Source organism: Streptomyces sp. NPDC047017 (assembly GCF_040644175.1).
Classification (GTDB): Bacteria; Actinomycetota; Actinomycetes; order Streptomycetales; family Streptomycetaceae; genus Streptomyces.
Map to the genome: position 1 here is coordinate 303,381 of NZ_JBEYVW010000002.1, position 23,189 is coordinate 326,569.

The 23,189-nt window shown below is 74.6% G+C and carries 18 protein-coding genes and 1 pseudogene; 2 read left to right on the forward strand and 17 right to left on the reverse strand.

From position 1 onward, the window contains the following. Positions 1-71: 71 nt before the first annotated feature. Both ABZ858_RS04660 and ABZ858_RS04665 read right to left on the reverse strand, forming a co-directional pair. Positions 72-1,061 (reverse strand): alpha/beta hydrolase, encoded by a 990-nt coding sequence (locus ABZ858_RS04660; protein ID WP_361372962.1) that lies wholly within the window; start codon positions 1,059-1,061, stop codon positions 72-74. A 544-nt stretch (positions 1,062-1,605) separates the two neighbouring features. Continuing rightward, positions 1,606-2,298, reverse strand: a complete 693-nt coding sequence (locus ABZ858_RS04665; protein ID WP_361372574.1) for a metal-dependent transcriptional regulator — start codon at positions 2,296-2,298, stop codon at positions 1,606-1,608. A gap of 636 nt (positions 2,299-2,934) precedes the next feature. Here ABZ858_RS04665 and ABZ858_RS04670 point away from each other — a divergent pair. Next, entirely contained in the window at positions 2,935-3,333 is a 399-nt protein-coding gene (locus ABZ858_RS04670; protein ID WP_361372576.1) for a RidA family protein, read from the forward strand. A gap of 72 nt (positions 3,334-3,405) precedes the next feature. Here ABZ858_RS04670 and ABZ858_RS04675 read toward each other — a convergent pair whose 3' ends face one another. From ABZ858_RS04675 to pdxH, 3 genes are all read right to left on the reverse strand, one after another. Continuing rightward, positions 3,406-4,854: a PAS domain-containing protein gene (locus tag ABZ858_RS04675; protein ID WP_361372578.1), complete on the reverse strand. Its 1,449-nt coding sequence runs from the start codon at positions 4,852-4,854 to the stop codon at positions 3,406-3,408. 219 nt (positions 4,855-5,073) lie between these two features. Beyond that, the gene (locus ABZ858_RS04680) at positions 5,074-5,829 is read right to left on the reverse strand and encodes an SIS domain-containing protein (protein WP_361372580.1); all 756 of its coding nucleotides are present in this window, start codon (positions 5,827-5,829) and stop codon (positions 5,074-5,076) included. Between the two features lie 173 nt (positions 5,830-6,002). Beyond that, positions 6,003-6,680, reverse strand: coding sequence for a pyridoxamine 5'-phosphate oxidase (pdxH, locus tag ABZ858_RS04685; RefSeq protein ID WP_361372582.1), 678 nt, complete (start codon positions 6,678-6,680; stop codon positions 6,003-6,005). A gap of 320 nt (positions 6,681-7,000) precedes the next feature. Between pdxH and ABZ858_RS04690 the strand changes: the two genes are divergently transcribed. Continuing rightward, complete coding sequence (locus ABZ858_RS04690; protein WP_361372584.1) at positions 7,001-8,101, forward strand: citrate synthase 2; 1,101 nt, start codon at positions 7,001-7,003, stop codon at positions 8,099-8,101. Positions 8,102-8,195: 94 nt separating this feature from the next. On the opposite strand, the gene ABZ858_RS04695 is transcribed toward ABZ858_RS04690, so the two are convergent. From ABZ858_RS04695 to ABZ858_RS04750, 12 genes and pseudogenes are all read right to left on the reverse strand, one after another. After that, positions 8,196-8,798: a TetR/AcrR family transcriptional regulator gene (locus ABZ858_RS04695; RefSeq protein ID WP_361372586.1), complete on the reverse strand. Its 603-nt coding sequence runs from the start codon at positions 8,796-8,798 to the stop codon at positions 8,196-8,198. After that, positions 8,786-9,523 carry an enoyl-CoA hydratase family protein gene (locus tag ABZ858_RS04700; RefSeq protein WP_361372588.1) on the reverse strand — a complete coding sequence of 246 codons (738 nt, stop codon included), beginning with the start codon at positions 9,521-9,523 and terminating at the stop codon, positions 8,786-8,788. The genes ABZ858_RS04695 and ABZ858_RS04700 overlap by 13 nt, the downstream gene beginning before the upstream one ends. 215 nt (positions 9,524-9,738) lie before the next feature. Further along, a complete protein-coding gene (locus ABZ858_RS04705; protein ID WP_361372590.1) occupies positions 9,739-10,899 on the reverse strand; it encodes an acyl-CoA dehydrogenase family protein in 1,161 nt (386 codons plus the stop codon). Between the two features lie 79 nt (positions 10,900-10,978). Next, positions 10,979-12,826: a biotin carboxylase N-terminal domain-containing protein gene (locus ABZ858_RS04710; RefSeq protein WP_361372592.1), complete on the reverse strand. Its 1,848-nt coding sequence runs from the start codon at positions 12,824-12,826 to the stop codon at positions 10,979-10,981. A gap of 11 nt (positions 12,827-12,837) precedes the next feature. Next, complete coding sequence (locus ABZ858_RS04715; RefSeq protein ID WP_361372594.1) at positions 12,838-14,436, reverse strand: carboxyl transferase domain-containing protein; 1,599 nt, start codon at positions 14,434-14,436, stop codon at positions 12,838-12,840. Further along, positions 14,433-16,124: an acyclic terpene utilization AtuA family protein gene (locus tag ABZ858_RS04720; protein WP_361372596.1), complete on the reverse strand. Its 1,692-nt coding sequence runs from the start codon at positions 16,122-16,124 to the stop codon at positions 14,433-14,435. The genes ABZ858_RS04715 and ABZ858_RS04720 overlap by 4 nt, the downstream gene beginning before the upstream one ends. Next, the gene (locus ABZ858_RS04725; RefSeq protein WP_361372598.1) at positions 16,121-16,921 is read right to left on the reverse strand and encodes a TIGR03084 family metal-binding protein; all 801 of its coding nucleotides are present in this window, start codon (positions 16,919-16,921) and stop codon (positions 16,121-16,123) included. Before ABZ858_RS04725 ends, ABZ858_RS04720 begins: the two co-directional genes overlap by 4 nt. 99 nt (positions 16,922-17,020) lie before the next feature. Then, the gene (locus ABZ858_RS04730; RefSeq protein ID WP_361372600.1) at positions 17,021-17,242 is read right to left on the reverse strand and encodes a hypothetical protein; all 222 of its coding nucleotides are present in this window, start codon (positions 17,240-17,242) and stop codon (positions 17,021-17,023) included. A 35-nt stretch (positions 17,243-17,277) separates the two neighbouring features. Continuing rightward, positions 17,278-17,640 carry a DUF6247 family protein gene (locus ABZ858_RS04735; protein WP_361372602.1) on the reverse strand — a complete coding sequence of 121 codons (363 nt, stop codon included), beginning with the start codon at positions 17,638-17,640 and terminating at the stop codon, positions 17,278-17,280. A gap of 109 nt (positions 17,641-17,749) precedes the next feature. Next, positions 17,750-18,811, reverse strand: coding sequence for an EamA family transporter (locus ABZ858_RS04740; RefSeq protein WP_361372604.1), 1,062 nt, complete (start codon positions 18,809-18,811; stop codon positions 17,750-17,752). Positions 18,812-19,047: 236 nt separating this feature from the next. Beyond that, positions 19,048-19,811: pseudogene (locus tag ABZ858_RS04745) on the reverse strand (metallophosphoesterase family protein). 113 nt (positions 19,812-19,924) lie between these two features. Continuing rightward, on the reverse strand, positions 19,925-23,146 hold the full coding sequence (locus tag ABZ858_RS04750; RefSeq protein ID WP_361372606.1) for an FAD-binding and (Fe-S)-binding domain-containing protein: 3,222 nt from the start codon (positions 23,144-23,146) through the stop codon (positions 19,925-19,927). Positions 23,147-23,189: the final 43 nt, after the last annotated feature.

Sequence of the window (23,189 nt, forward strand, 5' to 3'; positions counted from 1 at the left end):
CCCGTACGGCCGGTCGTGCCCCCGTACGGCGCGTTCGTGCCGCCCCCCTGTACGGCCAGGCTCCGCCCCGCTCAGGGGTGTTCCGGGGTGTCGGGCGCGTTCGGGGTGAGGACCGTGTCCAGGAAGGGCTCGATGACCGTGCGCCATGCCTCGGGCTGGTCGTAGTGGACGAGGTGGCCGGCGTCGGAGACCTCCGCGTACTGGCCGCGCGGCAGGACCCGGACCATCTCCTGGGCCTCGGCGCGGCCGAGTTCGCCGTCGAGGCCGCGGACGACCAGGGCCGGGCACCGCACCTGGGCCAGCTCGTCCCAGTGCGCGTCGTACACCCAGGTCTCGCGGGAGGCGAGCATGTGCTCCGGGTCGAACACCGGACGCCAGCCGTCCGCGACCTCGTGCATGACCTCGGCGTAGAACGCGCCGCGGGCCGGATGGGGGCGCTCCACCCAGGGATCGTCCGCGCCGAACCAGCGGCGCACGTCGGCGAGGGTGGCGAAGGGGGTCGGCCAGGTCTTGAACCAGTCCTCCCACTCGCGCTGGGAGGCGGCGCCGAGCGCGGAGGCCCGCATGTCGCAGATGACGAGGGCGCGCACCAGATCGGGGCGCTTGGCGGCGAGCTGCCAGGCGGTCAGCGCGCCCATGGCGTGCCCGATGACCACGGCCGGGCCGAGACCGAGCTGCTCCACGGCCGCCTCGGCGTCCTCGACGTACGCCTCACGGGTGTGCGCGGCCCGCGGCGGCTTCTCGCTCTGGCCGTGGCCCCGCTGGTCGAGGGCGACGGCCCGGTGCCGCTCGGAGAGCCAGCGGGCGGTCGACGCCCAGTGCGCGGCGCGGCCCATGAGTCCATGGAGTAAGAGCACGCCGCCCGCGGGCCCGTCGGTGTCCGGCGGGCCGGGCGGATCGGGCGGCTCCTGGAGCCGCTCCGCCCCTTCCGGCCGCTGCGGGTGGTGCCGGTGGGTCCTGGCCTGGGCCGGCACGAACGGCCGGTCCTTCGGGGGCTCGGCGAACTCCCAGGCGGCGAGCCGTACACCGCCCGCCCCGGTCACGTCGATGCGCCGCACCATTGGTCCTGGCACCCCCCTAGCTCCGCTCGGACCGCTCGTTCCCGGTCGAGCCGGCCGGTCCTCCGGACCGCGTTCCGCGTTCCGCTTCCGCTGCTGTCGTGCACATTCCTGTAGCGCAGGGCCCAGGAGACCCGTCACACCCAGGCTATCGAATGCCTATTCGAAAATGCTGCTTGCGCGGCGAACACCGCTCGTTCGAGTGACCCTCCGCGAGGAATGATCGCCGCCGCCGGGGGGAGATCTTCAACGGGAGGCGGACCACTCGGGGAAAAGCGGTCCGAGGGGGACGACCCTGAGAGCTCGGGGCTCCGGGTCGCACAGGGGAGGACAGGCCCCGGCGCCACACGGCGCCGGGGCCCTCCCCCTGTCTGCGGCACATCCTCCCCCACCTCTTCGAGTCATATGCCTCACGCGCCAGCCTCGCACGCGAAAGACCCGAGCGCGCCGGTCCGACGCGCGGAAAACAAGGCGGCCCCGAAAGGCGACGGCCGGGGGCGGAAAACGGAGGGGGCCCAGGCCGGCGGCCCGGGCCGGCCCCGCCGCCTCAGCGCTTGGCGACGAAGACGTGCGAGGCGGTCTCCGACTCCAGCTCGGCGGCCTCACCCCCGCTGCCCACCAGCACACCGCCCGCCGACTCCGTCACGCTCACCACCGAGCCGGGCTGCACGCCCGCCCGGCGCAGCGTGTACATCAGCTGCGCGTCGGTCTGGATCGGCTCACCGATCCGGCGCACCACGACCGTCTTCCCGTCGGAGCCCGGGTCGAGGTCCGCCAGCGACACCATGCCCTCGTCCAGGAACGGGTCCGCGCCGTCCTTCTCGCCCAGCTCCTCCAGGCCCGGGATCGGATTGCCGTACGGCGACTCGGTCGGGTGCCGCAGCAGCTCCAGCACCCGGCGCTCCACCGCCTCGCTCATCACGTGCTCCCAGCGGCACGCCTCGGCGTGCACCTGCTCCCACTCCAGGCCGATCACGTCGACCAGCAGGCACTCCGCGAGCCGGTGCTTGCGCATCACCCGCGTGGCCAGCCGGCGGCCCTCGTCCGTCAGCTCCAGGTGACGGTCCGTGGCCACCGAGACGAGCCCGTCGCGCTCCATCCGCGCGACCGTCTGGCTCACCGTCGGCCCGCTCTGGTCCAGCCGCTCCGCGATCCGGGCGCGCATGGGGACGACGCCTTCCTCCTCCAGTTCGAGGATGGTGCGGAGATACATCTCCGTGGTGTCGATCAGTCCGGACATACGTGCCCCTCGATTACCTCTGCCGGAAGCTCTGCGGCTGCCCGGCGCGTTCGCTGGCCCTGAACTCAATTCTGACGCATACCACTGACAACCGGTGCGCCGCGCCGGACGCGGGGCCCGGACGGGGCCGCGCCACCGCGGCCGGCCGCGCACGCAGACGACCCGCGAGCTGGGTCCCTCCGCCTGGCGGCGGAGAAGCCGGCCGGACGTACCGGCAGCTCGCGGGTCGGGTGACTGCTTGGGGCTGGGCCGGTGGCACGCGCTCTCGCGCGCTGTCCGGCACCGCACTGGGTGTGGTGACGGGCCGCTAGCCCGCAGCCACCTCACGCGTCCGGTTTCCATACATCTGCCGAACCACCTCCCTTCTCGTGTACTCCACACCCTAGGAACCGGCCCGGCCGCGTTCAACCGCTTTTTTCCGGCCCCCCTTCCCGGGCCGCCCAGCTCAGGGCCTGTCTGACCACTCCCGTCTGCCGCGCGACGCCATGCACGCCCTCTCGCCGCACCGGGCGCAGAGCCGAGTACACACCCAGTACGAGGCTCTCCGCCCGGCACCCCGAGAGCACGCACCTGACGCCGCGCGACCGCCCTCCGGGCGACGACGGGAATGGTCAGACAGGCCCTAACGTTCCGGGCATGACAAAACGACAGGTGATTCTCAGCGGCTCGGTGTTCGAGGAGCAGATCGGCTACGCGCGGGCCGTGGTGGACGGGGACCGGGTGCACGTCTCCGGGACGACCGGGTTCGACTACACGGCGATGACGATCTCCGAGGACGTGGTGGAGCAGGCCGAGCAGTGCCTGTGGAACATCGGGGCGGCCCTCGCGGAGGCCGGGTGCGGCTTCGAGGACGTGGTGCGGGTGCGGTACCTGCTGCCGGACCGCGCGGACTTCGAGCCGTGCTGGCCGGTGCTGCGGCGGGTGTTCGGCCGGGTGCGGCCGGCCGCGACGATGATGGTCTGCGGCCTGGCCGACCCGCGGATGAAGATCGAGATCGAGGTGGACGCCCGCAGGCACCGGGGGCCGGAGGCCTGACCCCCGGCCCTCGGCCCCCCCCCGACGCTCAGACCCCTCGGGCCCCTCGGGCCCGCCTCGCCCCCCTCGCCCTCAGTCCCGGCCGTCCGCCAGCAGGTCCGCCAGGTCCAGGGCGGTCGCGATGCGTACGGCCACGTCCTCGGCGTGCGCGGCGTCGGCGCGGGCGAAGGGCGTACGGCCCGAGGAGCGCAGGAAGGTGACGGCGCCCAGGGTGCGGCCCCGGCTGCGCAGGACCGTGCACAGCGCGTGCACGGTGTCGGCCGGCCACTGGCGGGACAGGGCCCAGTCACCGGCCTGTCCGGGCGGGGCGCTGCCCACGGTGGCGCGGACCGTCCCGTTGCGTTCGAGGCACTGGAGGGCCGGGTGGCCCTCGCCGTAGCGGACGGGCAGTCCGGAGCGGGCGGTGAGCCGGCTGGGGCCGGGCCCGGCGGTGGGGGTGGCGGCGACCCGGATCAGCCGGGCCGGGCCCGCGCAGGCGTCGTCGGCTGCCTCCGGGGCGCCCGCCGCGTGGTCGACGCGGTCGATCAGGGCGTGGTCGGCGTACCCGGCGAGGGCGAAGTCGAGGTGGACGGTGGCCGCGTCCAGCGGGTCCTCGCACTCGGCGGCGGCGCGGGCCGCGCGATGCAGCTGGTTGGTGCGGAAACGCAGCAGGGAGGCTTCCTGCTCGGTCTGGCGGGCCTCGGTGACGTCCACGAAGAGCCAGGCGACACCGAGCGGGACGGGTTCCTCGGCCAGCGGGGAGGAGAGCCGGACGAAACCGCTGCGCCAGCAGCGGCGCCGCTCGCCCTCGGGGGTGCGCACGCCGACCCAGATCTCGGCGGGCGCGGGCGGCGCGCCCTCGGCCAGGACGTGGGTGAGCACGCTCTCCAGTTCCTCCACGCCCTGGGAGAGGAGTTCGCCGAGGGGGCGGCCGAGCGCGGCGGTGCGGCCGGTGGCGAGGGCGTGGGCCGCGTGCGCGTTGACCACGGCGGGGCGCAGGTCGGCGTCGACGAGGACCACGCCCCAGGAGGCGTCCTCGAACAGGGCCTCGCTGAGCGCGATGGACCGCTCCAGGTCGATCTGGGTGTGCACCTCGCTGAAGGCGCAGTACAGGCCGGCGGGGGTGCCGTCGGGACCGCGCACGGCGGCGGACTGGGTGCGCACCAGGACGCGGCCGCCGTCCTTGGTGAGCAGGGCGAACTCGTGGACCTGGCGGCCGGGGGCCCGCATGGCGGCCAGCAGCCGCTGCTCCACCTCCTCGGCGTCCGCGCTGCGCACGGCCCAGCCGGCGAAGCCGTGCCGTCCGACGGCCTCGGCGGCGCTCCAGCCCAGGATGCGCTCGGCCTCGCGGTTCCAGTGGGTGACGGTGCCCTCCGCGTCGAAGGCGCACAGGGCCGCGTCCATGCCGTCGAGCAGGGCGGCGAGCAGGTCGGAGCCGTCGGGACCGCCGGGGGCGTCCTGCCCCGCGGCACCGTCCCGGCGCGGACCGGGCTCGTCCGGACCGAGTTCGTCGGTGGTTCCTCTACGCCGGGAAGCACTCACCTGGACCCCCTGCAGGCTGCGTCCGCACGTACGGCGCGTCGTTCGCTCACTGGCCTTGGCTCACTGGCCTTCATTCAACTGGAACGTGACGCAGCCCACACTGTGTTCCCGCAAGATGGAGTGAATCGTTGTGCGGGGTCGTTCACGCGGGTCGCGTGGCCGCGCGCGTGCTCCCTCCCGTGCCGGTACGCGCGTGTGTGCGCCCCTTCCGTGCCGGGGTCAGCGCCGGTAGAAGATGCGGTCCGCGTACTGGTCGAAGACGCGGCGGTTCCACTCGTGGCCGCCGTCCACGTTGCCCGAGCGCAGCAGCGGGGGTTCGATGCCGCGGGCGGCGAGGTCGGCGGCGGCGGTGGCCATGACCGCCTGGAGGAGGGCCGCGGTGACGACGGTGGAGGCGGGCGCGAAGGGCGCCGGGACGGTGTCCAGGGTGAGTTCCGCGTCCCCGACGGCGATCTTGGAGTCGAGGACGAGGTCGCAGTGGTCCTTGAGGAACGTCCCCGAGGAGTGCCGTGAGGTGGTCCCGGTGGCGTAGGCGGCCGAGGTGACGCCGATGACCCGGACGCCGAGCGCGCGGGCGTTCAGGGCCATCTCGACGGGCAGGGCGTTGCGGCCGGACAGCGAGACGATCACCAGCGCGTCGCCGGCCCGCAGCGGCGAGCTGTCCAGGACGGCGGCGGCGAGGCCGTCCACGCGTTCCAGGGCGGAGCCGAGGGTGGCGGGCGTGACGTCGACGCCCACGGCGCCGGGGACGGCGAGCAGGTTCATCAGGGCGAGGCCGCCGGCCCGGTAGACGATGTCCTGGGCGGCGAGCGAGGAGTGTCCCGCGCCGAAGGCGAACAGCCGGCCGCCGGCGGCCACGGTGTCGGCGAGCAGGGTGCCGGCGGCCGCGACGGCACCGGCCTCTTCGTCGCGGACCCGCTGGAGCAGGCCGATGGCCGCGTCGAAGAACTGGCCGGCCGGCGTGCGGTCGCTCATGCGGGGTCCGTCCCTTCGGGGTGGCTGCGTGTCGCGGATCACGGTGAGGTCTGGACCACAGCCGTGTCAATACGGCCCGTCAGTCCGTCCGGCGGTCCCGACTGTCAGTCCCCCCAGGCAGTCCCACCCGGCAGTCCCACCCGGCGGCCACGTCCGGCAGGCACGGCCGCCGGTCAGGGGCTCAGCCGCTCGGTCCGCCAGCCGCCGTCGGGTTCGGCGACGTAACGCAGGCGGTCGTGGAGGCGGTTCTCGCGGCCCTGCCAGAACTCCACGGACCGCGGGGCCACCCGGAAGCCGCCCCAGTGCGGCGGCACGGGGACCTGCTCGCCCTCGGGGTAGCGGGCGGCGAGTTCGGCGTAGGAGGCGTCCAGGGAGCCGCGGGTGGTGATGACCGTGGACTGGGCGCTGGCCCAGGCGCCGAGCTGGGAGCCGTGCGGGCGGCTGCGGAAGTAGGCGGCGGTCTCGTCGCGGCCGGTGCGGCGGGCGATGCCCTGGACGATGACCTGGCGGGCCATCGGGTGCCAGGGGAAGAGCAGGCTGACGCAGGGGTTCTCGGCGAGGTCGCGGGCCTTGCGGGACTCGTAGTTGGTGTAGAAGACGAAGCCCTGCTCGTCGAAGCCCTTGAGGAGGACCGTGCGGGAGCTGGGGCGGCCCTCGGCGTCGGCGGTGGAGACGACCATGGCGTTCGGTTCGAACAGGTGGGCCTCGGCGGCGGCCTGCTGGAACCAGCGGGCGAACTGCGCCACGGGCGTGTCGGCCAGCTCGGCCTCGGACAGTCCCTCGGCGCGGTAGTGCTTGCGCATGGAGGCGAGTTCGAAGGGCGCGCTCTCGCCGGCTTCTCGGTCGGTCACCCGGTCATCCTGCCGTATCCGCGACCGGGTCCCGGTGCGTGTCCTTGGTCACTGAGTGGCACTGAGTGCCGCGCCCCCTCCCCAACGATGGCACTCGGGGATATCGTGCTGCTGCCGCCCCGGTGGGGTGATCGCCGGCCGCGCGGGGCATGACAGGGATGACCGCCCCGGACCGCGAGCCGCCGCACCCGGCCGAGGAACCGTACGGCGGACACCTGCCGGCGTGCGAGCAGCGCCCGGCGCACACCCGTTTCCGACCTCCGACACTGGGCCGCCGTCCCCACGCACCAGTCGTCGCACTGACCACGAGGAGCCGCCTGATGTCCGACTTCGTACCCGGACTCGAAGGAGTCGTCGCGTTCGAGACGGAGATCGCCGAACCGGACAAGGAGGGCGGCGCCCTGCGGTACCGGGGCGTCGACATCGAGGAACTCGTCGGGCACGTCTCCTTCGGCAATGTGTGGGGGCTGCTCGTCGACGGCGCCTTCAACCCGGGGCTGCCGCCCGCCGAGCCGTTCCCGATCCCGGTGCACTCGGGTGACATCCGGGTCGACGTGCAGTCGGCGCTGGCCATGCTCGCCCCGGTGTGGGGCCTGAAACCGCTGCTGGACATCGACGCCGAGCAGGCCCGCGACGACCTGGCGCGGGCGGCGGTGATGGCGCTGTCGTACGTCGCCCAGTCGGCGCGCGGGCAGGGCCTGCCGATGGTGCCGCAGCGGGAGATCGACAAGGCCACCTCCATCACCGAGCGGTTCATGATCCGCTGGCGGGGCGAGCCCGACCCCAAGCACGTGGCGGCCGTGGACGCCTACTGGTCCTCCGCCGCCGAGCACGGCATGAACGCCTCCACGTTCACCGCCCGCGTGATCGCCTCCACCGGCGCCGACGTGGCCGCCGCCCTGTCGGGCGCGGTGGGCGCGATGTCCGGGCCGCTGCACGGCGGGGCGCCCTCCCGGGTGCTCGGCATGATCGAGGAGATCGAGCGGACCGGGGACGCCGAGGGGTACGTCAAGCAGGCCCTGGACCGCGGTGAGCGGCTGATGGGCTTCGGCCACCGGGTGTACCGGGCCGAGGACCCGCGCGCGCGGGTGCTGCGCCGCACCGCCAAGGAGCTGGGCGCGCCGCGCTTCGAGGTGGCCGAGGCGCTGGAGAAGGCGGCGCTGGAGGAGCTGCACAGCCGGCGCCCGGACCGGGTGCTGGCCACGAACGTGGAGTTCTGGGCGGCGATCATGCTGGACTTCGCCCAGGTGCCGGCGCACATGTTCACCTCGATGTTCACCTGCGCCCGTACCGCGGGCTGGTCGGCGCACATCCTGGAGCAGAAGCGGACCGGCCGCCTGGTGCGTCCCTCCGCGCGGTACATCGGTCCCGGCCCGCGCGGCCCGCACGAGGTCACCGGGTACGAGGACATCGCGCGCTGAGCCCTGCCGCCCGCCGCCCGCCGGCCCGGTGTCCGTACGGACGCCGGGCCCCGGGCGAACGGAACCCCGGGCGAACGGGACCCGGGGCGGCGGCTCAGCCCAGTGCCTCGTCGAGAAGGGCCGCCCACTGCGCGACCACGCGTTCGCGGCGGGCGGCGTCGTCGGTGAGGAGGTTGGCCAGGCCCAGGCCGCGGGCCAGGTCCAGGAAGCCCTGGACGGTCTCCCGGGTGCCGGGGCGGGACTCGTCGGCGCCCAGCAGCTCGACGGCGATGCGGTGGGTCTCGCGGCCGACGCGGGCCTCCAGTTCGGTGACCCGCGCGCGTAGCTGGTCCTCGTTGGAGGCGGCGACCCACAAGTGGAGGGCGGCGCGGAACAGGGGCCCGGTGAAGAGGCCGACCAGGGCGGCGACGACGGCGCGCCGGTCCCCGGCCGCGGTCCCGGGCAGCGCGGCGCGCAGGGCGGTGGAGCGCTCCTCGGCGACGTACTCGACGGCGGCGGTGAACAGGTCCTCGCGGGTGGGGAAATGGTGCTGGGCTGCGCCCCGGGAGACCCCGGCGCGCTCGGCGACGACGGACACCGTGGAGCCGGCCCAGCCGTGCTCGGCCAGGCAGGCCACGGCGGCCTGCAGGAGCCGCTGCCGGGTGGCCCGGCTGCGGTCCTGCTTGGGGCGGCGGTCGGCTGCGGTCACAGCACCCATGCGGCATCCCGTCGTTCGAGGAAGGCCGTCATCCCCTCCCTGGCCTGGTCGGAGGTGAACAGCCGGGCCGAGAGCGCGGTCAGGTCCGCCGCGTCCCGGTCGAAGGTCTCCAGCACCTTAGCCGTGAGCAGCCGTTTCGTCTCGGCCAGGCCCTCGGGCGAGGATCTGCGCAGACCGTCAAGGACCGGGGCGAGCGCGGCGTCGACGTCGTCCGCGGCGAGCGTCAGCAGGCCGGTGCGGACGGCCTCGGCGGCGTCGAAGCGCTCGCCGGTGAGGTAGTGGCGGGCCAGGGCGCGCGCATCGGCGCGGGGCAGCACGGTCAGCGTGATCACGGCCGGGGCGACTCCGATGCGTACCTCGGTGAACGCGAAGGTGGCCGTGGTGGCGGCGGCCGTGATGTCGCAGGCGGCGAGCAGGCCGAGGCCCCCCGCGCGGACGTGGCCGGTCACCCGGGCGACGACGGGCTTGCGCAGGGCGACGAGTTGCCGGAGCAGCGCCACGAGCGCGTCGGGGTGCGGCGGGTCGCGCAGGTCGGCGCCGGCGCAGAAGGTGGTGCCGCTGTGGGTGAGGACGACGGCGCGTACGTCCGGGTCGTCCGCGCACGCGGTCAGGGCGTCGGTGAGGGCGCCGACGAGCGCGGCGGACAGCGCGTTGCGGGTGGCCACGGCGTCCAGGCTGAGGACCTCGACGCCGCGGGTGCGGCTACGGCCGATGGTGGCGGTCATGGGCGCTCCCTGGGCTGTCGCCGCGGGGCCTCGCCGGTGGCGGCCCCGTGGCACGGTCACGGTGTCGGTCGTGTTCGGGCGGTGCGGGGCGAGGGCGGTGTCGGTCGTGTTCGGGCGGTGCGGGGCGAGGGCGGTGTCGCGGACGGCGGTCCGCCCGCCGGGGCGTCCGCGTACTCGCCGCAAAACGCGTTCCCCCTCGCCCCGCCGGGCGGCGGTCAGTACGACTTGGGCAGGCCCAGGCTCTGGTGGGAGACGAAGTTGAGGATCATCTCCCGGCTCACCGGGGCGATCCGGGCCACCCGGGAGGCCGTGATCAGGGAGGCGAGGCCGAACTCGCGGGTCAGGCCGTTGCCGCCGAGGGTGTGCACGGCCTGGTCGACGGCCTTCACACAGGCCTCCGCGGCGGCGTACTTGGCCATGTTGGCGGCCTCGCCCGCGCCCATGTCGTCGCCCGCGTCGTACAGGTGGGCCGCCTTCCGCATCATCAGCCGGGCGAGTTCCAGGTCGATGTGCGCCTGGGCGAGCGGGTGGGCGATGGCCTGGTGGGCGCCGATGGGGGCCTTCCACACCGAGCGTTCCCGGGCGTACTCGACGGCCCGGCCCAGCGCGTAGCGGCCCATGCCGATGGCGAACGCGGCCGTCATGATGCGCTCGGGGTTGAGTCCGGCGAACAGCTGGAGCAGACCGGCGTCCTCGTCACCCACGAGGGCGTCGGCGGGCAGCCGTACGTCGTCCAGGACCAGCTCGAACTGCTTCTCGGCGGCGTTCAGCTCCATCTCGATGGGCCGGCGCCGGAAGCCCTCCGCGTCCGGCGGGACGATGAACAGGCAGGGCTTGAGCCGGCCGGTGCGGGCGTCCTCGGTGCGGCCCACGATGAGCACGGCGTCGGCTGTGTCGACGCCCGAGATGAACACCTTGCGGCCGCTGAGCAGCCAGTCCTCGCCGTCGCGGCGGGCCGTGGTGGTGATCCGGTGGGAGTTGGACCCGGCGTCCGGCTCGGTGATGCCGAACGCCATGACGCGGGTGCCGTCCGCGAGGCCGGGCAGCCAGGCGCGCTTCTGCTCCTCGGTGCCGAAGCGGGCGATGACGGTGCCGCAGATGGCGGGCGAGACGACCAGCATCAGCAGCGGCGCGCCGGCCGCGCCCAGTTCCTCCAGGACGAGGGAGAGTTCGGTGACGCCGCCGCCTCCGCCGCCGTACGCCTCCGGCAGGTTGACGCCGAGGTAGCCGAGCTTGCCTGCCTCGGACCAGAGTTCGGTGGGCGGGCGGCCCTCGGCGACGGTGCGGGTCAGGTAGTCGCGGCCGTAGCGCTTGCCGAGTGCGGCGACCGCTGCGCGCAGCGCCTTGTGCTCTGCGGATTCGATGACGGGGGTCATGTGGTCTCCCGGGTGCGAGTTGAGTGTGGTTGCTCGCGCCCACGCGGCGAAGCCGCATGGGTGTTACGGTCCCGCGCCTCTAGGTGGCTTGGACCACCGCCAGCAGTACGCCGACCTCGACCTGCTGCCCAGGTGCCGCGTGCAGGGCCGTGAGGGTGCCGGTGGCGGGGGCGGTGATCTTGTGTTCCATCTTCATGGCCTCCAGCCACAGCAGGGGCTGGCCGGCCTGTACGGGGGCGCCCTCGGCCAGGCCGTCGGCGACGCGGACGACGGTGCCGGGCATGGGGGCCAGCAGGGACCCGGGGGCGCGCTGGGCGGCCGGGTCGGGGAAGCGGGGCAGAGCGGTCAGGGCGGTGCCGTTCACGTGCACCTGGTCGCCGTAGCGGGCCACGGCGAACGGGCGGCGCACGCCGTCCACTTCGAGGACGACCCGGTGCGCGTCCACGTGCACCACGCGCACCTCGTCCGTGTCGGCGGCCAGGCCGGCGCGGGTGTGCCGGTAGCGCGCCTCGTGCTCCTCGCCGGCCATCAGGTAGCGCTTGGCCTGCGGCTGCGAGGGCAGGTTGCGCCAGCCGCCGAACCGGGACCGGCCGCAGGTGTCGGCGAGCGCGGCGGCCAGCGGGGCGTACGGGTCGGCGGCGGGCCCGGTCAGCGCGGCGAGGTGGCGGTCGTAGAAGCCGGTGTCCATGCGGCCGCCCGTGAACTCCTCGTGCCGCAGCGAGCGGACGAGCAGGTCGCGGTTGGTGACCGGGCCGTGCACCTCGGCCCGCTCCAGCGCCCCGGCGAGCCGGCGGACGGCCTCCGCGCGCGTGGGGGCGTGGGCGATCACCTTGGCGAGCATCGGGTCGTAGTGCACGCCGATCGTGTCGCCGTCGGTGTACCCGGTGTCCAGGCGTACGCCGTCGGGGACGGCCAGGCGGTGCAGTGTGCCGGTCTGCGGGGCCCAGTCGCGGGCCGGGTCCTCGGCGTACAGGCGGGCCTCGATCGCGTGCCCGCGCGCGGGCGGCGGCTCCTGTCCCAGCGCCTCGCCCTCGGCCACCCGGAGCTGGAGGGCCACCAGGTCGATCCCGGTCACGGCCTCCGTCACCGGGTGCTCCACCTGGAGGCGGGTGTTCATCTCCAGGAAGTGCGCCCGGCCGCCGGCGACCAGGAACTCGACGGTGCCGGCGCCGACGTAGCCGACGGCGCGGGCGGCGCGCCCGGCCAGCTCGTACAGCTCCCGCTCCAGGGCCGCGGGCAGTCCGGGCGCCGGGGCCTCCTCGATCACCTTCTGGTGGCGGCGCTGAAGGGAGCAGTCGCGGGTGCCCAGCGTCCACACGGTGCCGTGCGTGTCGGCCAGCACCTGCACCTCGACATGGCGTCCGCCCTCCAGGTACGGCTCGGTGAACACCTCGCCGTCCCCGAAGGCGCTCGCCGCCTCCGCGCGCGCGGCGGCCAGTTCGCCGTCCAGGTCCTCCAGGCGCCGTACGATCCGCATGCCGCGCCCGCCGCCGCCCGCCGCCGCCTTCACCAGCACCGGCAGCTCGGCCTCGGTGACCTCCTGGAGGGGCTCGATGCCCATGAGCTGCTTGGCGCGGGTCTTGGACGCCATCGCCTCGATCGCCCCGGGCGGCGGCCCGATCCACACCAGGCCGGCGTCCAGGACGGCCCGCGCAAAGTCCGCGTTCTCCGACAGGAAGCCGTAACCGGGGTGCACGGCGTCCGCGCCGGCCGCCAGGGCGGCCTTCACGATCAGGTCGCCGCGCAGATACGTCTCGGCGGGCGTCGCGCCCGGCAGGCGTACGGCGGCGTCGGCCACACGCCCGTGCAGGGCGTCCGCGTCGGCGTCGGAGTGCACGGCGACCGTGCGCACGCCCAGCTCGCGGCAGGTGCGGAAGACACGGCAGGCGATCTCGCCCCGGTTGGCGACAAGTACCGTCGAAATCACTGGTCGATCCCTCACATCCGGAAGACGCCGAAGCCACCGCGCGCGCCCTCGTAGGGGGCGGTGTGGATGGCCGACAGGCACAGGCCGAGGACGGTGCGGGTGTCGCGCGGGTCGATGACGCCGTCGTCGTACAGCCGCCCGGACAGGAACATCGGCAGCGACTCGGACTCGATCTGCTGCTCCACCATCGCGCGCAGCGCCGCGTCCGCGTCGTCGTCGTAGGGCTGCCCCTTGGCCGCCGCCGACTGCCGGGCGACGATCGACAGGACGCCCGCGAGCTGCTGCGGCCCCATGACGGCCGATTTGGCACTGGGCCAGGCGAACAGGAAGCGCGGGTCGTAGGCCCGGCCGCACATGCCGTAGTGCCCGGCGCCGTAGGAGGCCCCCATGAGCACGGACAGGTGCGGCACGCGGGAGTTGGCGACGGCGTTGATCATCATGGCGCCGTGCTTGATGATGCCGCCCTGCTCATACTCGCGGCCGACCATGTAGCCGGTGGTGTTGTGCAGGAACAGCAGCGGGATGTCACGCTGATCGGCGAGCTGGATGAACTGGGCTGCCTTCTGCGACTCGGCGCTGAACAGCACGCCCTGCGCGTTGGCGAGGATGCCGACCGGATAGCCGTGCAGGCCGGCCCAGCCGGTGGCCAGGCTGGTCCCGTACAGCGGCTTGAACTCGTCGAAGTCGGAGCCGTCGACGATCCGGGCGATCACCTCGCGCGGGTCGAAGGGGATCTTCAGATCGCCGGGAACGATCCCGAGAAGTTCCTCGTTGTCGTATTTGGGAGGCTGGGCGAAGGGGGGATCGGGATGGGCCTTGCGGTGGTGGAGGCGGGCGACGACCCGGCGCGCCTGGCGCAGCGCGTCGCGCTCGTCCACGGCGAAGTAGTCGGCCAGGCCCGACACGCGCGCGTGCATCTCGGCGCCGCCCAGCGACTCGTCGTCGCTCTCCTCGCCGGTGGCCATCTTCACCAGCGGCGGCCCGCCGAGGAACACCTTGGCGCGTTCCTTGACCATGATGACGTGGTCGGACATGCCGGGTATGTAGGCGCCGCCGGCCGTCGAGTTGCCGAAGACGACGGCGACGGTCGGGATGCCGGCCGCCGAAAGCCTGGTGAGGTCACGGAAGATGGCGCCCCCGGGGATGAAGATCTCCTTCTGGGAGGGCAGATCGGCGCCGCCGGACTCCACGAGGCTGACGCAGGGCAGCCGGTTGGCGAGCGCGATGTCGTTGGCGCGCAGCGCCTTCTTCAGGCTCCACGGATTGCTGGCGCCGCCGCGCACGGTCGGATCGTTGGCGGTGATCAGGCACTCGACGCCCTCGACGACCCCGATCCCGGTGACCAGCGAGCCGCCGACGGCGTACTCGCTGCCCCAGGCGGCCAGCGGGGACAGCTCCAGGAACGGCGTGTCGGGGTCGAGCAGCAGCTCGACGCGTTCGCGGGCGAGCAGCTTGCCGCGCCCCCGGTGCCGGTCGACGTACTTGGGGCCGCCGCCCGCGAGCGCCTTGGCGTGCTCGGCCGCCAGCTCGGTGAGCTTGGCGAGCATGGCCTCGCGGTGGGCCCGGTAGTCGGCGGAGCCGGTGTCCAGGGCGGTGGGCAGGACGGTCACAGCAGGGCCTCCGGGATGTCCAGGTGGCGGGAGCGCAGCCATTCCCCGAGGGCCTTGGCCTGCGGATCGAAGCGGTGCTGGGCGGCGACGCCCGCGCCGAGGATGCCTTCGACGACGAAGTTCAGGGCGCGCAGCGCGGGCAGCACGTGCCGGGTGACGGGCAGCGCCCGTGCCTCCGGGATCAGCTCACGGAACCGGTCGGCGGTCAGCTCGTGGGCGAGCCAGCGCCAGGCGTCGTCCGTGCGCGCCCACACGCCGACGTTGGCGTCACCGCCCTTGTCGCCGCTGCGGGCCCCGGCGACCAGGCCGAGCGGGGCGCGGCGTACGGGCCCGGCCGGAAGCCGCGCCGGCGGCTCCGGTTCCGGTACGTCCTCCAGTGCGCGCGTGCCCTGCGGCGCCGGTACGGCGATACGGCGGCCGTCGGGAAGGACGGCTGTGTGCGGGACGTCCTCCTGCGGGATGCGGGCGGCCTCGAAGACACCGTAGGGAGCGCCCTTGCCGGGAGGTGCGAGGACATGGAAGCCGGGGTAGCCGGCCAGCGCGAGTTCGATGGCGGCCCCGCTGAAGGCGCGGCCCACGGCCTGCGGGTCCTGGTCCCGGACGACCAGGCGCAGCAGCGCGCTGGCGGTCTCCTCGGTGGCGGCGTCGGGCCGGTCGGTGCGCACCAGCTCCCAGCGCACCTCGCCGGGCCGGGAGCCGGCGGCGCCGAGCGCGTCCTCCAGCTGCCGCCGTACGAGGTCCGCCTTGGCCTCGATGTCGAGTCCGGTGAGCACGAAGGTGACCTCGTTGCGGAAGCCGCCGAGGCGGTTGAGGCCGACCTTGAGGGTGGGCGGCGGCGCCTCCCCGCGCACCCCGTCGATCCGTACCCGGTCCGGGCCGTCCTGGGTGAGCCGTACGGTGTCAAGGCGCGTGGTGACGTCGGGCCCGGCGTACCGCGCCCCGCCCGTCTCGTACAGGAGTTGGGCGGTCACCGTGCCCACGTCGACGACGCCGCCGGTGCCGGGGTGCTTGGTGATGACGCAGGTGCCGTCGGCGTGGATCTCGGCGAGCGGGAAGCCGGGGTGGCGCAGCCGGTCGAGGGGGTGCTCGGTGAAGAAGGCGTAGTTGCCGCCGGTGGCCTGGGCGCCGCACTCCAGCACGTGCCCGGCGACGACGGCGCCGGCGAGCTTGTCGTACTCGCCGGGCTCCCACCCGAAGCGGGCGGCGGCGGGCCCGGTGACCAGGGCGGCGTCGGTGACGCGTCCGGTGACGACGACGTCGGCGCCCTCGCGCAGGCACGCGGCGATCCCGAAGCCGCCGAGGTAGGCGTGGGCGGCGAGGCTGCCCGGGTGGGCGGCGGTGCGGTCGTCGCCCTCGACGTGGGCGACGCGGACGGGGATGCCGAGCCGTCCGGCCAGCTCCCGCACCCGCCCGGCGAGTCCGGCGGGGTTGAGGCCCCCGGCGTTGGCGACGATCCGCACGCCGCGCTCCTGGGCGAGCCCCAGGCACTCCTCCAGTTGCCGCAGGAAGGTGCGGGCGTATCCGGCGGACGGGTCCTTGAGCCGGTCGCGGCCCAGGATCAGCATGGTCAGTTCGGCGAGGTAGTCGCCGGTGAGGACGTCGAGTGCGCCGCCGGTGAGCATCTCGCGCATGGCGTCGAAGCGGTCGCCGTAGAAGCCGGAGGCGTTGCCTATGCGCAGCGGGGTCACCGGGCGGCCCCCTTGCGGGCGGGGGCGCGTCCGGCGCCGGGCGGTCCCGCGAACGCCTGGGCGATGTCCAGCCAGCGGTCGGCGCCGGGGCCCGTGGCGGTCAGGGCGAGGTCGGCGCGGTGGGCGCGCTGGGTGACCAGCAGGCAGAAGTCGAGCGCGGGACCGGTGACCCGCTGGGCGGCGTCCTCGGGCCCGTACGCCCACACCTCCCCCGCAGGGGAGCGCAGCTCGACGCGGAACGGCTCGGCGGGGACGGGCAGCCCGTGCACGACGTGCGCGAAGTCGCGGGTGCGGAAGCCCAGCCGGGCGATGTGCCGCAGCCGATCGGTGGGCGCGGAGGTCACCCCGAGCGCCCCGGCCACATCCAGGCCGTGCGCCCAGGTCTCCATCAGCCGGGCGGTGGCCATGGACGCGGCGGACATCGGCGGCCCGTACCAGGGCAGCCGGGCACCGGCCGGAACCGCCCGCAACGCCTGGTCGAGCGCGGCCCGCCCCGCCCGCCACCGCTCCAGCAGCTCCCCGGGCGGCAGCCCGGCCCCTTCCTCCGCCCCCTGGTCCACGAAGGAGCCCGGCGCCGCGAGCGCCTTCTCCACCAGCCCCTTGAACCCCTCGGGATCGGTGACGGCCAGCAGCGCGGAACGGTCGGTCCAGGCGAGGTGCGCGATCTGATGAGCGACACTCCACCCGGCAGCGGGCGTCGCGAGCCCCCACTGCTCGCTCCGCAACTCGGCCACCATCCGGTCGAGTTGCTCGCTTTCCTCACACAGGTCACCGAAGACGGGCGTCGGATCGGACATGGGGGGAGCATGGCAGCGGGGCGAGAAACAATCAAGCGTGCTTGCATGAATTTGTTCGGGCCGCACGAAGGAACGGCTGCGGGAGGGGGCGGTTCGACGTCAGGCGAGGGGAGCGGGACTGATCTGCCAGAGGGAGACGAGTTCGGAACGCGCCGTGACCATGTACACGAAGAAGCCGCCGGCGACGAACGCGTGCCTGGCTCCCTCGTCCGTCCCTTGATACGCGGGCCCGTGCAGGAAGAGCGCCTCGGCGGCCCGCACCAGTTCGTCGGCCGCCCTCTCCACTTGGGCGAGGAACTCCGGTGGGGCACCGGCCGCCACGGTCTCGCCGTCGGGGACGTACTCCCAGCGTCAGGTCACTCCGCGCGCACCGCTTCGGCGGCGGCGCGGTAGAGGGTGGCGGCCGTGGCCAGATGGGTACGGGCCTGCTCCGGCTCGGCGGAGACCTGGGCGAGGTACTCGGCCCGGTGATACCGCTTGGCCGTGTCGGGATGGCGCTCGATCTCGATGAGCGCCGCCCAGTGACCGAGGTAGGCGTGGATCGGCTTGAGCGAGCCGTGTTCCACCGCTTCGGCGAGCGCCCGCTCCTTGGCCTGGTCGTACGCCGGCAGAAGCTGCGGCGCCACGACGGCGCACGCGGCACGCAGGGCGCCCGGAGTGCGCTCCGGGCGCGGGATCAGCGGGCCGTCGGACGCCGCTTCGGTGTGCTGCACGCTCATTCGACGTTCCCTCCGTGTCCTCCGCACCGAGGGCCGCCGCACGTCGGCGGGGCCCAGGGGCACACCGCCGACTCTAGTCCGTCCGCGCCCCCTCCCGTCGCGGAACGGATCAGGCGTCCACCCGGGGCGCGGGCGCCTTCCCCCGCCCCACCTGCGTCCGCACCGCGCCCATGCTCGCCGCGATGACCAGGACGATCGCCGCGGCCTCGAAGGGGGTGAGGGACTGGCCCAGGACGAGGAAGCCGGCGGTGGCGGCGATGGCCGGTTCCAGGCTCATGAGGATGGCGAAGGTGGAGGCGGGCAGGCGGCGCAGGGCGAGGAGTTCGAGGGTGTACGGGAGGACCGAGGACAGCACGGCCACCGCCGCGCCCAGGCCGAGGGTCGTCGGATCGGCCAGCTTCGTGCCGGACTCGGCGATGCCCAGCGGCAGGAACAGCACCGCGCCCACCGCCATCGCCAGGGCCAGCCCGTCGGCCTGCGGGAACCGCCGGCCGGTGCGGGCGCTGAACACGATGTACGCCGCCCACATCGCGCCCGCGCCCAGCGCGAAGGCGATGCCCGCCGGATCGAGGCTGCCGAAGCCCCCGCCGCCCAGGAGGAAGACACCGGCCAGGGCGAGGCCCGCCCAGAGCGCGTTGACCGCCCGGCGCGAGGCCAGGACGGACAGGGCCAGCGGTCCGAGCACTTCGAGGGTGACGGCGGGGCCGAGCGGGATGCGGTCCACGGCCTGGTAGAACAGGCCGTTCATCGCGGCCATGGTGACGCCGAAGACGACGACCGTGCCCCAGTCGGCCCGCGAGTGCCCGCGCAGCCGGGGCCGGCAGACCACCAGCAGCACGACCGCGGCCACCAGCAGCCGCAGCGCCACGACACCGAGCGCTCCCGCCCTCGGCATCAGCGTCACGGCCAGCGCGCCGCCGAACTGCACGGAGACGCACCCGGCGAGCACCAGCCCGACCGGCCCGAAGGAGCCCAGACGGCCCGGCCCGCCGGGGGCACCCGGAGCGCCCGGAGCGCCGGGCGCCGACGCGGACGAGGTCGAGGCCGCGTTCGAGGTCGAGGCCGCGTTCGAGGTCGAGGCCGCGTTCGAGGCGGCCGTCGACGTGGTCGCCGCCGTGGTTCCGGGGGACGACGGCGCCGAGGACAGGGGTGCGGTGTCGGGGGTGTTCACGGGCGGTCCAAGGGCTGGTTCGGGGGCGAGGCAGGGGCAGGGTCCGGTCCGCCCGGTCGGCGGGCCAGGGTCCGCCGGGGTCGGCGGGCAGGGTCGGCGGCAGGGGTCGCCAGCGGGGGCGGGCGGCGGCCCTGCTTCGTCCATCGTGCATCGTGATGTACTTGCACGTCCACAGTAGTGGACCAAGTCAGGCGTGTGAACCTCTTATGGAACTTACGCCCCCGCCCCGGAAGCTGTCATTCCGAAGGAATCCGGCTCCGGAGCACCGCCAGCACCTCCACGTCCGTCGCCCGGGCGTGCCAGGAAGTAGTCGGCCCAGGCGGCGATGTCGTCGTACCCGCACTCCGCCACCAGCCGGGCGATCGCCGCCCGCACGTCGAACGGTGTGACCCGCAGATCGGCGCCGGGTCCCAGCAGGCACCAGTGGGCGCCGGGACGGCCGTAGGGCATGCCGACACTGCCGGGGTTGACGACCCGGGCGGCTGTGCGCGAGGCGGACGCAGGGCATGTGGGTGTGGCCGCAGACCACCGCGCGGATCTCGTCACCGAGCCCGGAGAAGACCTCCGCCCAGCGGGCCGGGCCGGAGTCGACCAGGACGATCTCCTCGTCGTCGCGCGGCGTGGCGTGGCAGAACAGCACCTCGCCCAGGCCACGGACGGTGAGGGTGAGCGTCCGGGGCAGACCGGCCAGGAAGTCCACCTGCTCCGCGCGGAGCGCCCCGGCCGCGAACGGGCCGATCGGGTCGGGGATCTCCGTCCGCTCGCCCCGGCGGAACTCGACCCGTTCCCGGTCGGCGTTGCCCGCCACCCACCGCACCCGCTCGCCCTGGGCGCGCAGCAGGTCCAGCACCTCGGCGGGCTGCGGGCCGGCCGTGAGGTCACCGGTGAGCACGATGGCGTCGGCGGCGGCCACCTCCGGCTCGGCGAGCACCGCCTCCAGGGCGGGCAGGACTCCGTGGATGTCGGAAAGGACGGCGATACGGTTCAGCGGCATGGGCATGGGCATGGGCATGGGCATGCGGCCATCGTCGAGGCCCGGACGCGCTGCTCATGGCGGGGTGTTCGCCCCTCGCGTAGCGCGCCTGGCCCGCCTCCCCTCCCCACCTCGGCCGCTCAGCTGATCCGCCCCGGCCGCTCCTGGCTTCCCTCCTCCCGTGCGTCCGGTCCCGCGTGCACCCCTGCCTCCGGCCCCGCGTCCGCCTCGGTGTCCAGCGCCTCGGCCAGCACCTCCGCCAGGTGCCGGCCCCGGGTCCCGGACAGCTGTTCCAGCTGTGTCCGGCAGGAGAAGCCGTCCGCCAGGATCTCCGTGCCGGGCGGGGCCTCGCGCAGTGACGGCAGGAGCTGTTCCTCGGCGCAGGCGGTGGAGACCTCCCAGTGGCCTCTCGTGAAACCGAAGTCGCCGGCCAGTCCGCAGCAGCCGCCGGAGAGTTCCCCGGTCAGGCCCGCCGCCTCGCGCAGCCGGCGGTCGGCGCCGTCACCGAGCACGGCGTGCTGGTGGCAGTGGGTCTGTCCGGCGACGGGCCGGTCCAGGCGGGGCGGCCGCCAGGCGGGTGCGTGTCTCTCCAGGGTCTGCGCGAAGGTCAGCACGCGGTCGGCCAGGCGGTGGGCGCGCGGGTCGTCGGGCAGCAGGGCGGGCAGGTCGGTGCGCAGGGCGGCGGCGCAGCTCGGCTCCAGGACGACGACCGGGGCGCCGGTCTCCAGCACCGGTTCCATCAGGTCGAGGGTGCGGCGCAGCACCGCGCGGGCCCGGTCGAGCTGGCCGGTGGAGACGTAGGTCAGGCCGCAGCAGACCCGGCCCCGGCCGCGCAGCACGGCCAGCGGGTTCACGAGCTTGGAAACGCCGTCGCCGACCGGTGGTCGGCGCAGCCGCAGGGTCGGCGGCAGCGCCACCCGCAGCCCGGCCGCCTCCAGCACCCGCACGGCCGCGCGGCCCACGGACGGCGAGAGGTGCTCGGTGAAGGTGTCCGGCCACAGGACGACCAGTCCGCCGCCGTGCCCCACTTCGCGGCCACCTTCTTTCTCGCCGCCGCGCCCCACTTCACGGCCGCCTTCTTTCTCGCCGCCGCGCCTCACCTCACGGCCGCCTTCTTTCTCGCCGCCGCGCCTCGCTTCGCGGCCACCTTCTTTCTCGCCGCCGTGCCTCGCTTCGCGGCCATCCGCAAGCTCGCCGCCGTCCGCCGTATCGCCGCCGCGCCTCGCTTCACCGTCGACCGCCATTTCGCCGCCGCGCCTCGCCTCACCGCCGTCCTCCGCCCGCACCGCCCCCGGCCGGTGGCCGCGCCACCATCGGGTGAAGGGCTCCGGCGCCAGAGGCGGGATCGCTCGTTCGGGTGTGATTCCGGCCAGCCGTTTCGCCACGGCGGCCAGCGGGCGGACGGCGGTGAGCGCGTTGACGGCCGGGGCCGTGCGGGTGCGGGCGGTCCAGCGCAGCCACACCGGCAGCCGGCCCAGCGCGTAGTGGGCGGCGGGGCGGCGCCGGCCCGCGTAGTGGTGGTGCAGGAACTCCGCCTTGTAGGTGGCCATGTCGACCCCGACCGGGCAGTCGGAGGCGCAGCCCTTGCAGGACAGGCACAGGTCCAGGGCGTCCCGGACCTCCGTCGAACGCCAGCCGTCGGTCACCAGCTCGCCCGCGAGCATCTCGTGCAGCAGCCGGGCCCGCCCGCGCGTGGAGTGCTCCTCCGCGCCGGTCGCCCGGAACGACGGGCACATCACGGCGGCCCCGGACACCTCCGTCGTGCGGCACTTGGCGACGCCCACGCACCGCCGTACCGCCGCCGTGAAGTCGCCGCCGTCGGCCGGGTAGCCGAAGGCGACGTCCACCGGCTCGCGCGGCAGCACGGCGAACCGCAGGTTCGCGTCCAGCGGGGCCGGGCGGACCAGCATCCCCGGGTTGAGCAGGCCGTCCGGGTCCCAGACGGCCTTGGCCCGCTCGAACAGGGCCACCATCGGCGCGCCGTACATCACCGGCAGCAGCTCGGCCCGGGCCTGCCCGTCCCCGTGCTCCCCGGACAGGGAACCGCCGTGCGCCACCACCAGCTCCGCCAGCTCCCGCGAGAACCGCCGGAAACGGCCGGTCCCGGCGGACGTCAGCAGGTCGAAGTCGATACGGACGTGGATGCAGCCGTCCCCGAAGTGCCCGTAGGGCGTGCCGCGCAGGTTGTGGGCGGTGAGCAGGGACCGGAAGTCCCGCAGATACGCGCCCAGCCGGGCCGGCGGCACCGCGCAGTCCTCCCAGCCCGGCCACGCCTCGGTGCCGTCCGGCATACGGGTGGCCGTGCCGCTCGCGTCCTCGCGGACCCGCCACAGGGCGCGCCGCGCGGCCGGGTCGGTGACGACCAGCGCGTCCACGGCGTCGCCGGCGCCCGCGATCGCCTCCGCCCGCGCGCGGGCCTGCGCCGGGGTGTCGCCGCCCGTCTCCACGAACAGCCAGGCGTCGCCCCGGGGCAGGTCGGCCGGCGCGCCCGGCACCAGATCGCGGGCCATCCCCTCCACTGTGAGCGGGCCCAGCGGGAGCAGGGCGGGCGCGGCGTCGGCGGCGGCGCTCTCGTCGGCGTACCCCAGCACGGCCAGGGCCCGCGCGCGGGGCGCCTCGACCAAGTCGACGATCGCTTCGGTGAGGATGCCGAGCGTGCCCTCCGAGCCGCAGAAGGAACGGGCCACGTCCGCGCCCTTCTCCGGCAGCAGGGCGTCGAGCGCGTACCCGGAGATACGGCGGGGCAGCTCCGGGAAGCCCGTCCGCAGCCGTGCCAGCTCGCCCCCGACCAGCTCCCGCAGCCCCTGCGGCGCCCCGGCCCAGCCCCTCCCGGGCCGCAGCGGCTCACCGCGCGCGGTGAGCACCGACAGCTCGCGCACGCTGTCCGCGGTCGTGCCCCAGGCCACCGAGTGGGAGCCGCACGAGTTGTTGCCGATCATGCCGCCGAGCGTGCACCGGCCGTGCGTGGACGGGTCGGGGCCGAAGCGCAGTCCGTGCGGGGCGGCGGCCTCCTGGAGCCGGTCGAGGACCAGCCCCGGCTGGACGACGGCCGTCCGCTGCCCCGGATCGAGGCTGACCAGGCGGTTCATGTGCCGGGTGAAGTCCAGCACCACGCCCGTCCCGGTGGCCTGCCCGGCGATCGACGTGCCGCCGCCGCGCGCCACCACCGGCACACCGCGCGCCCGGCACACTGCGAGCACCGCCGCCACGTCGTCGGCGTCGCGCGGGGCGGCCACCCCCAGCGGGACGCGCCGGTAGTTGGACGCGTCCATGGTGTGCAGCGCCCGGTCGGTGGCGCCGAAGCCGACCTCGCCCCGGACGACACCCCGCAGCTCCGCCTCAAGCCCCGAGAGATCCGTCATGGCTCCAGCATGCATCCGCTCACGGACAGTCACCGAAAGTTTT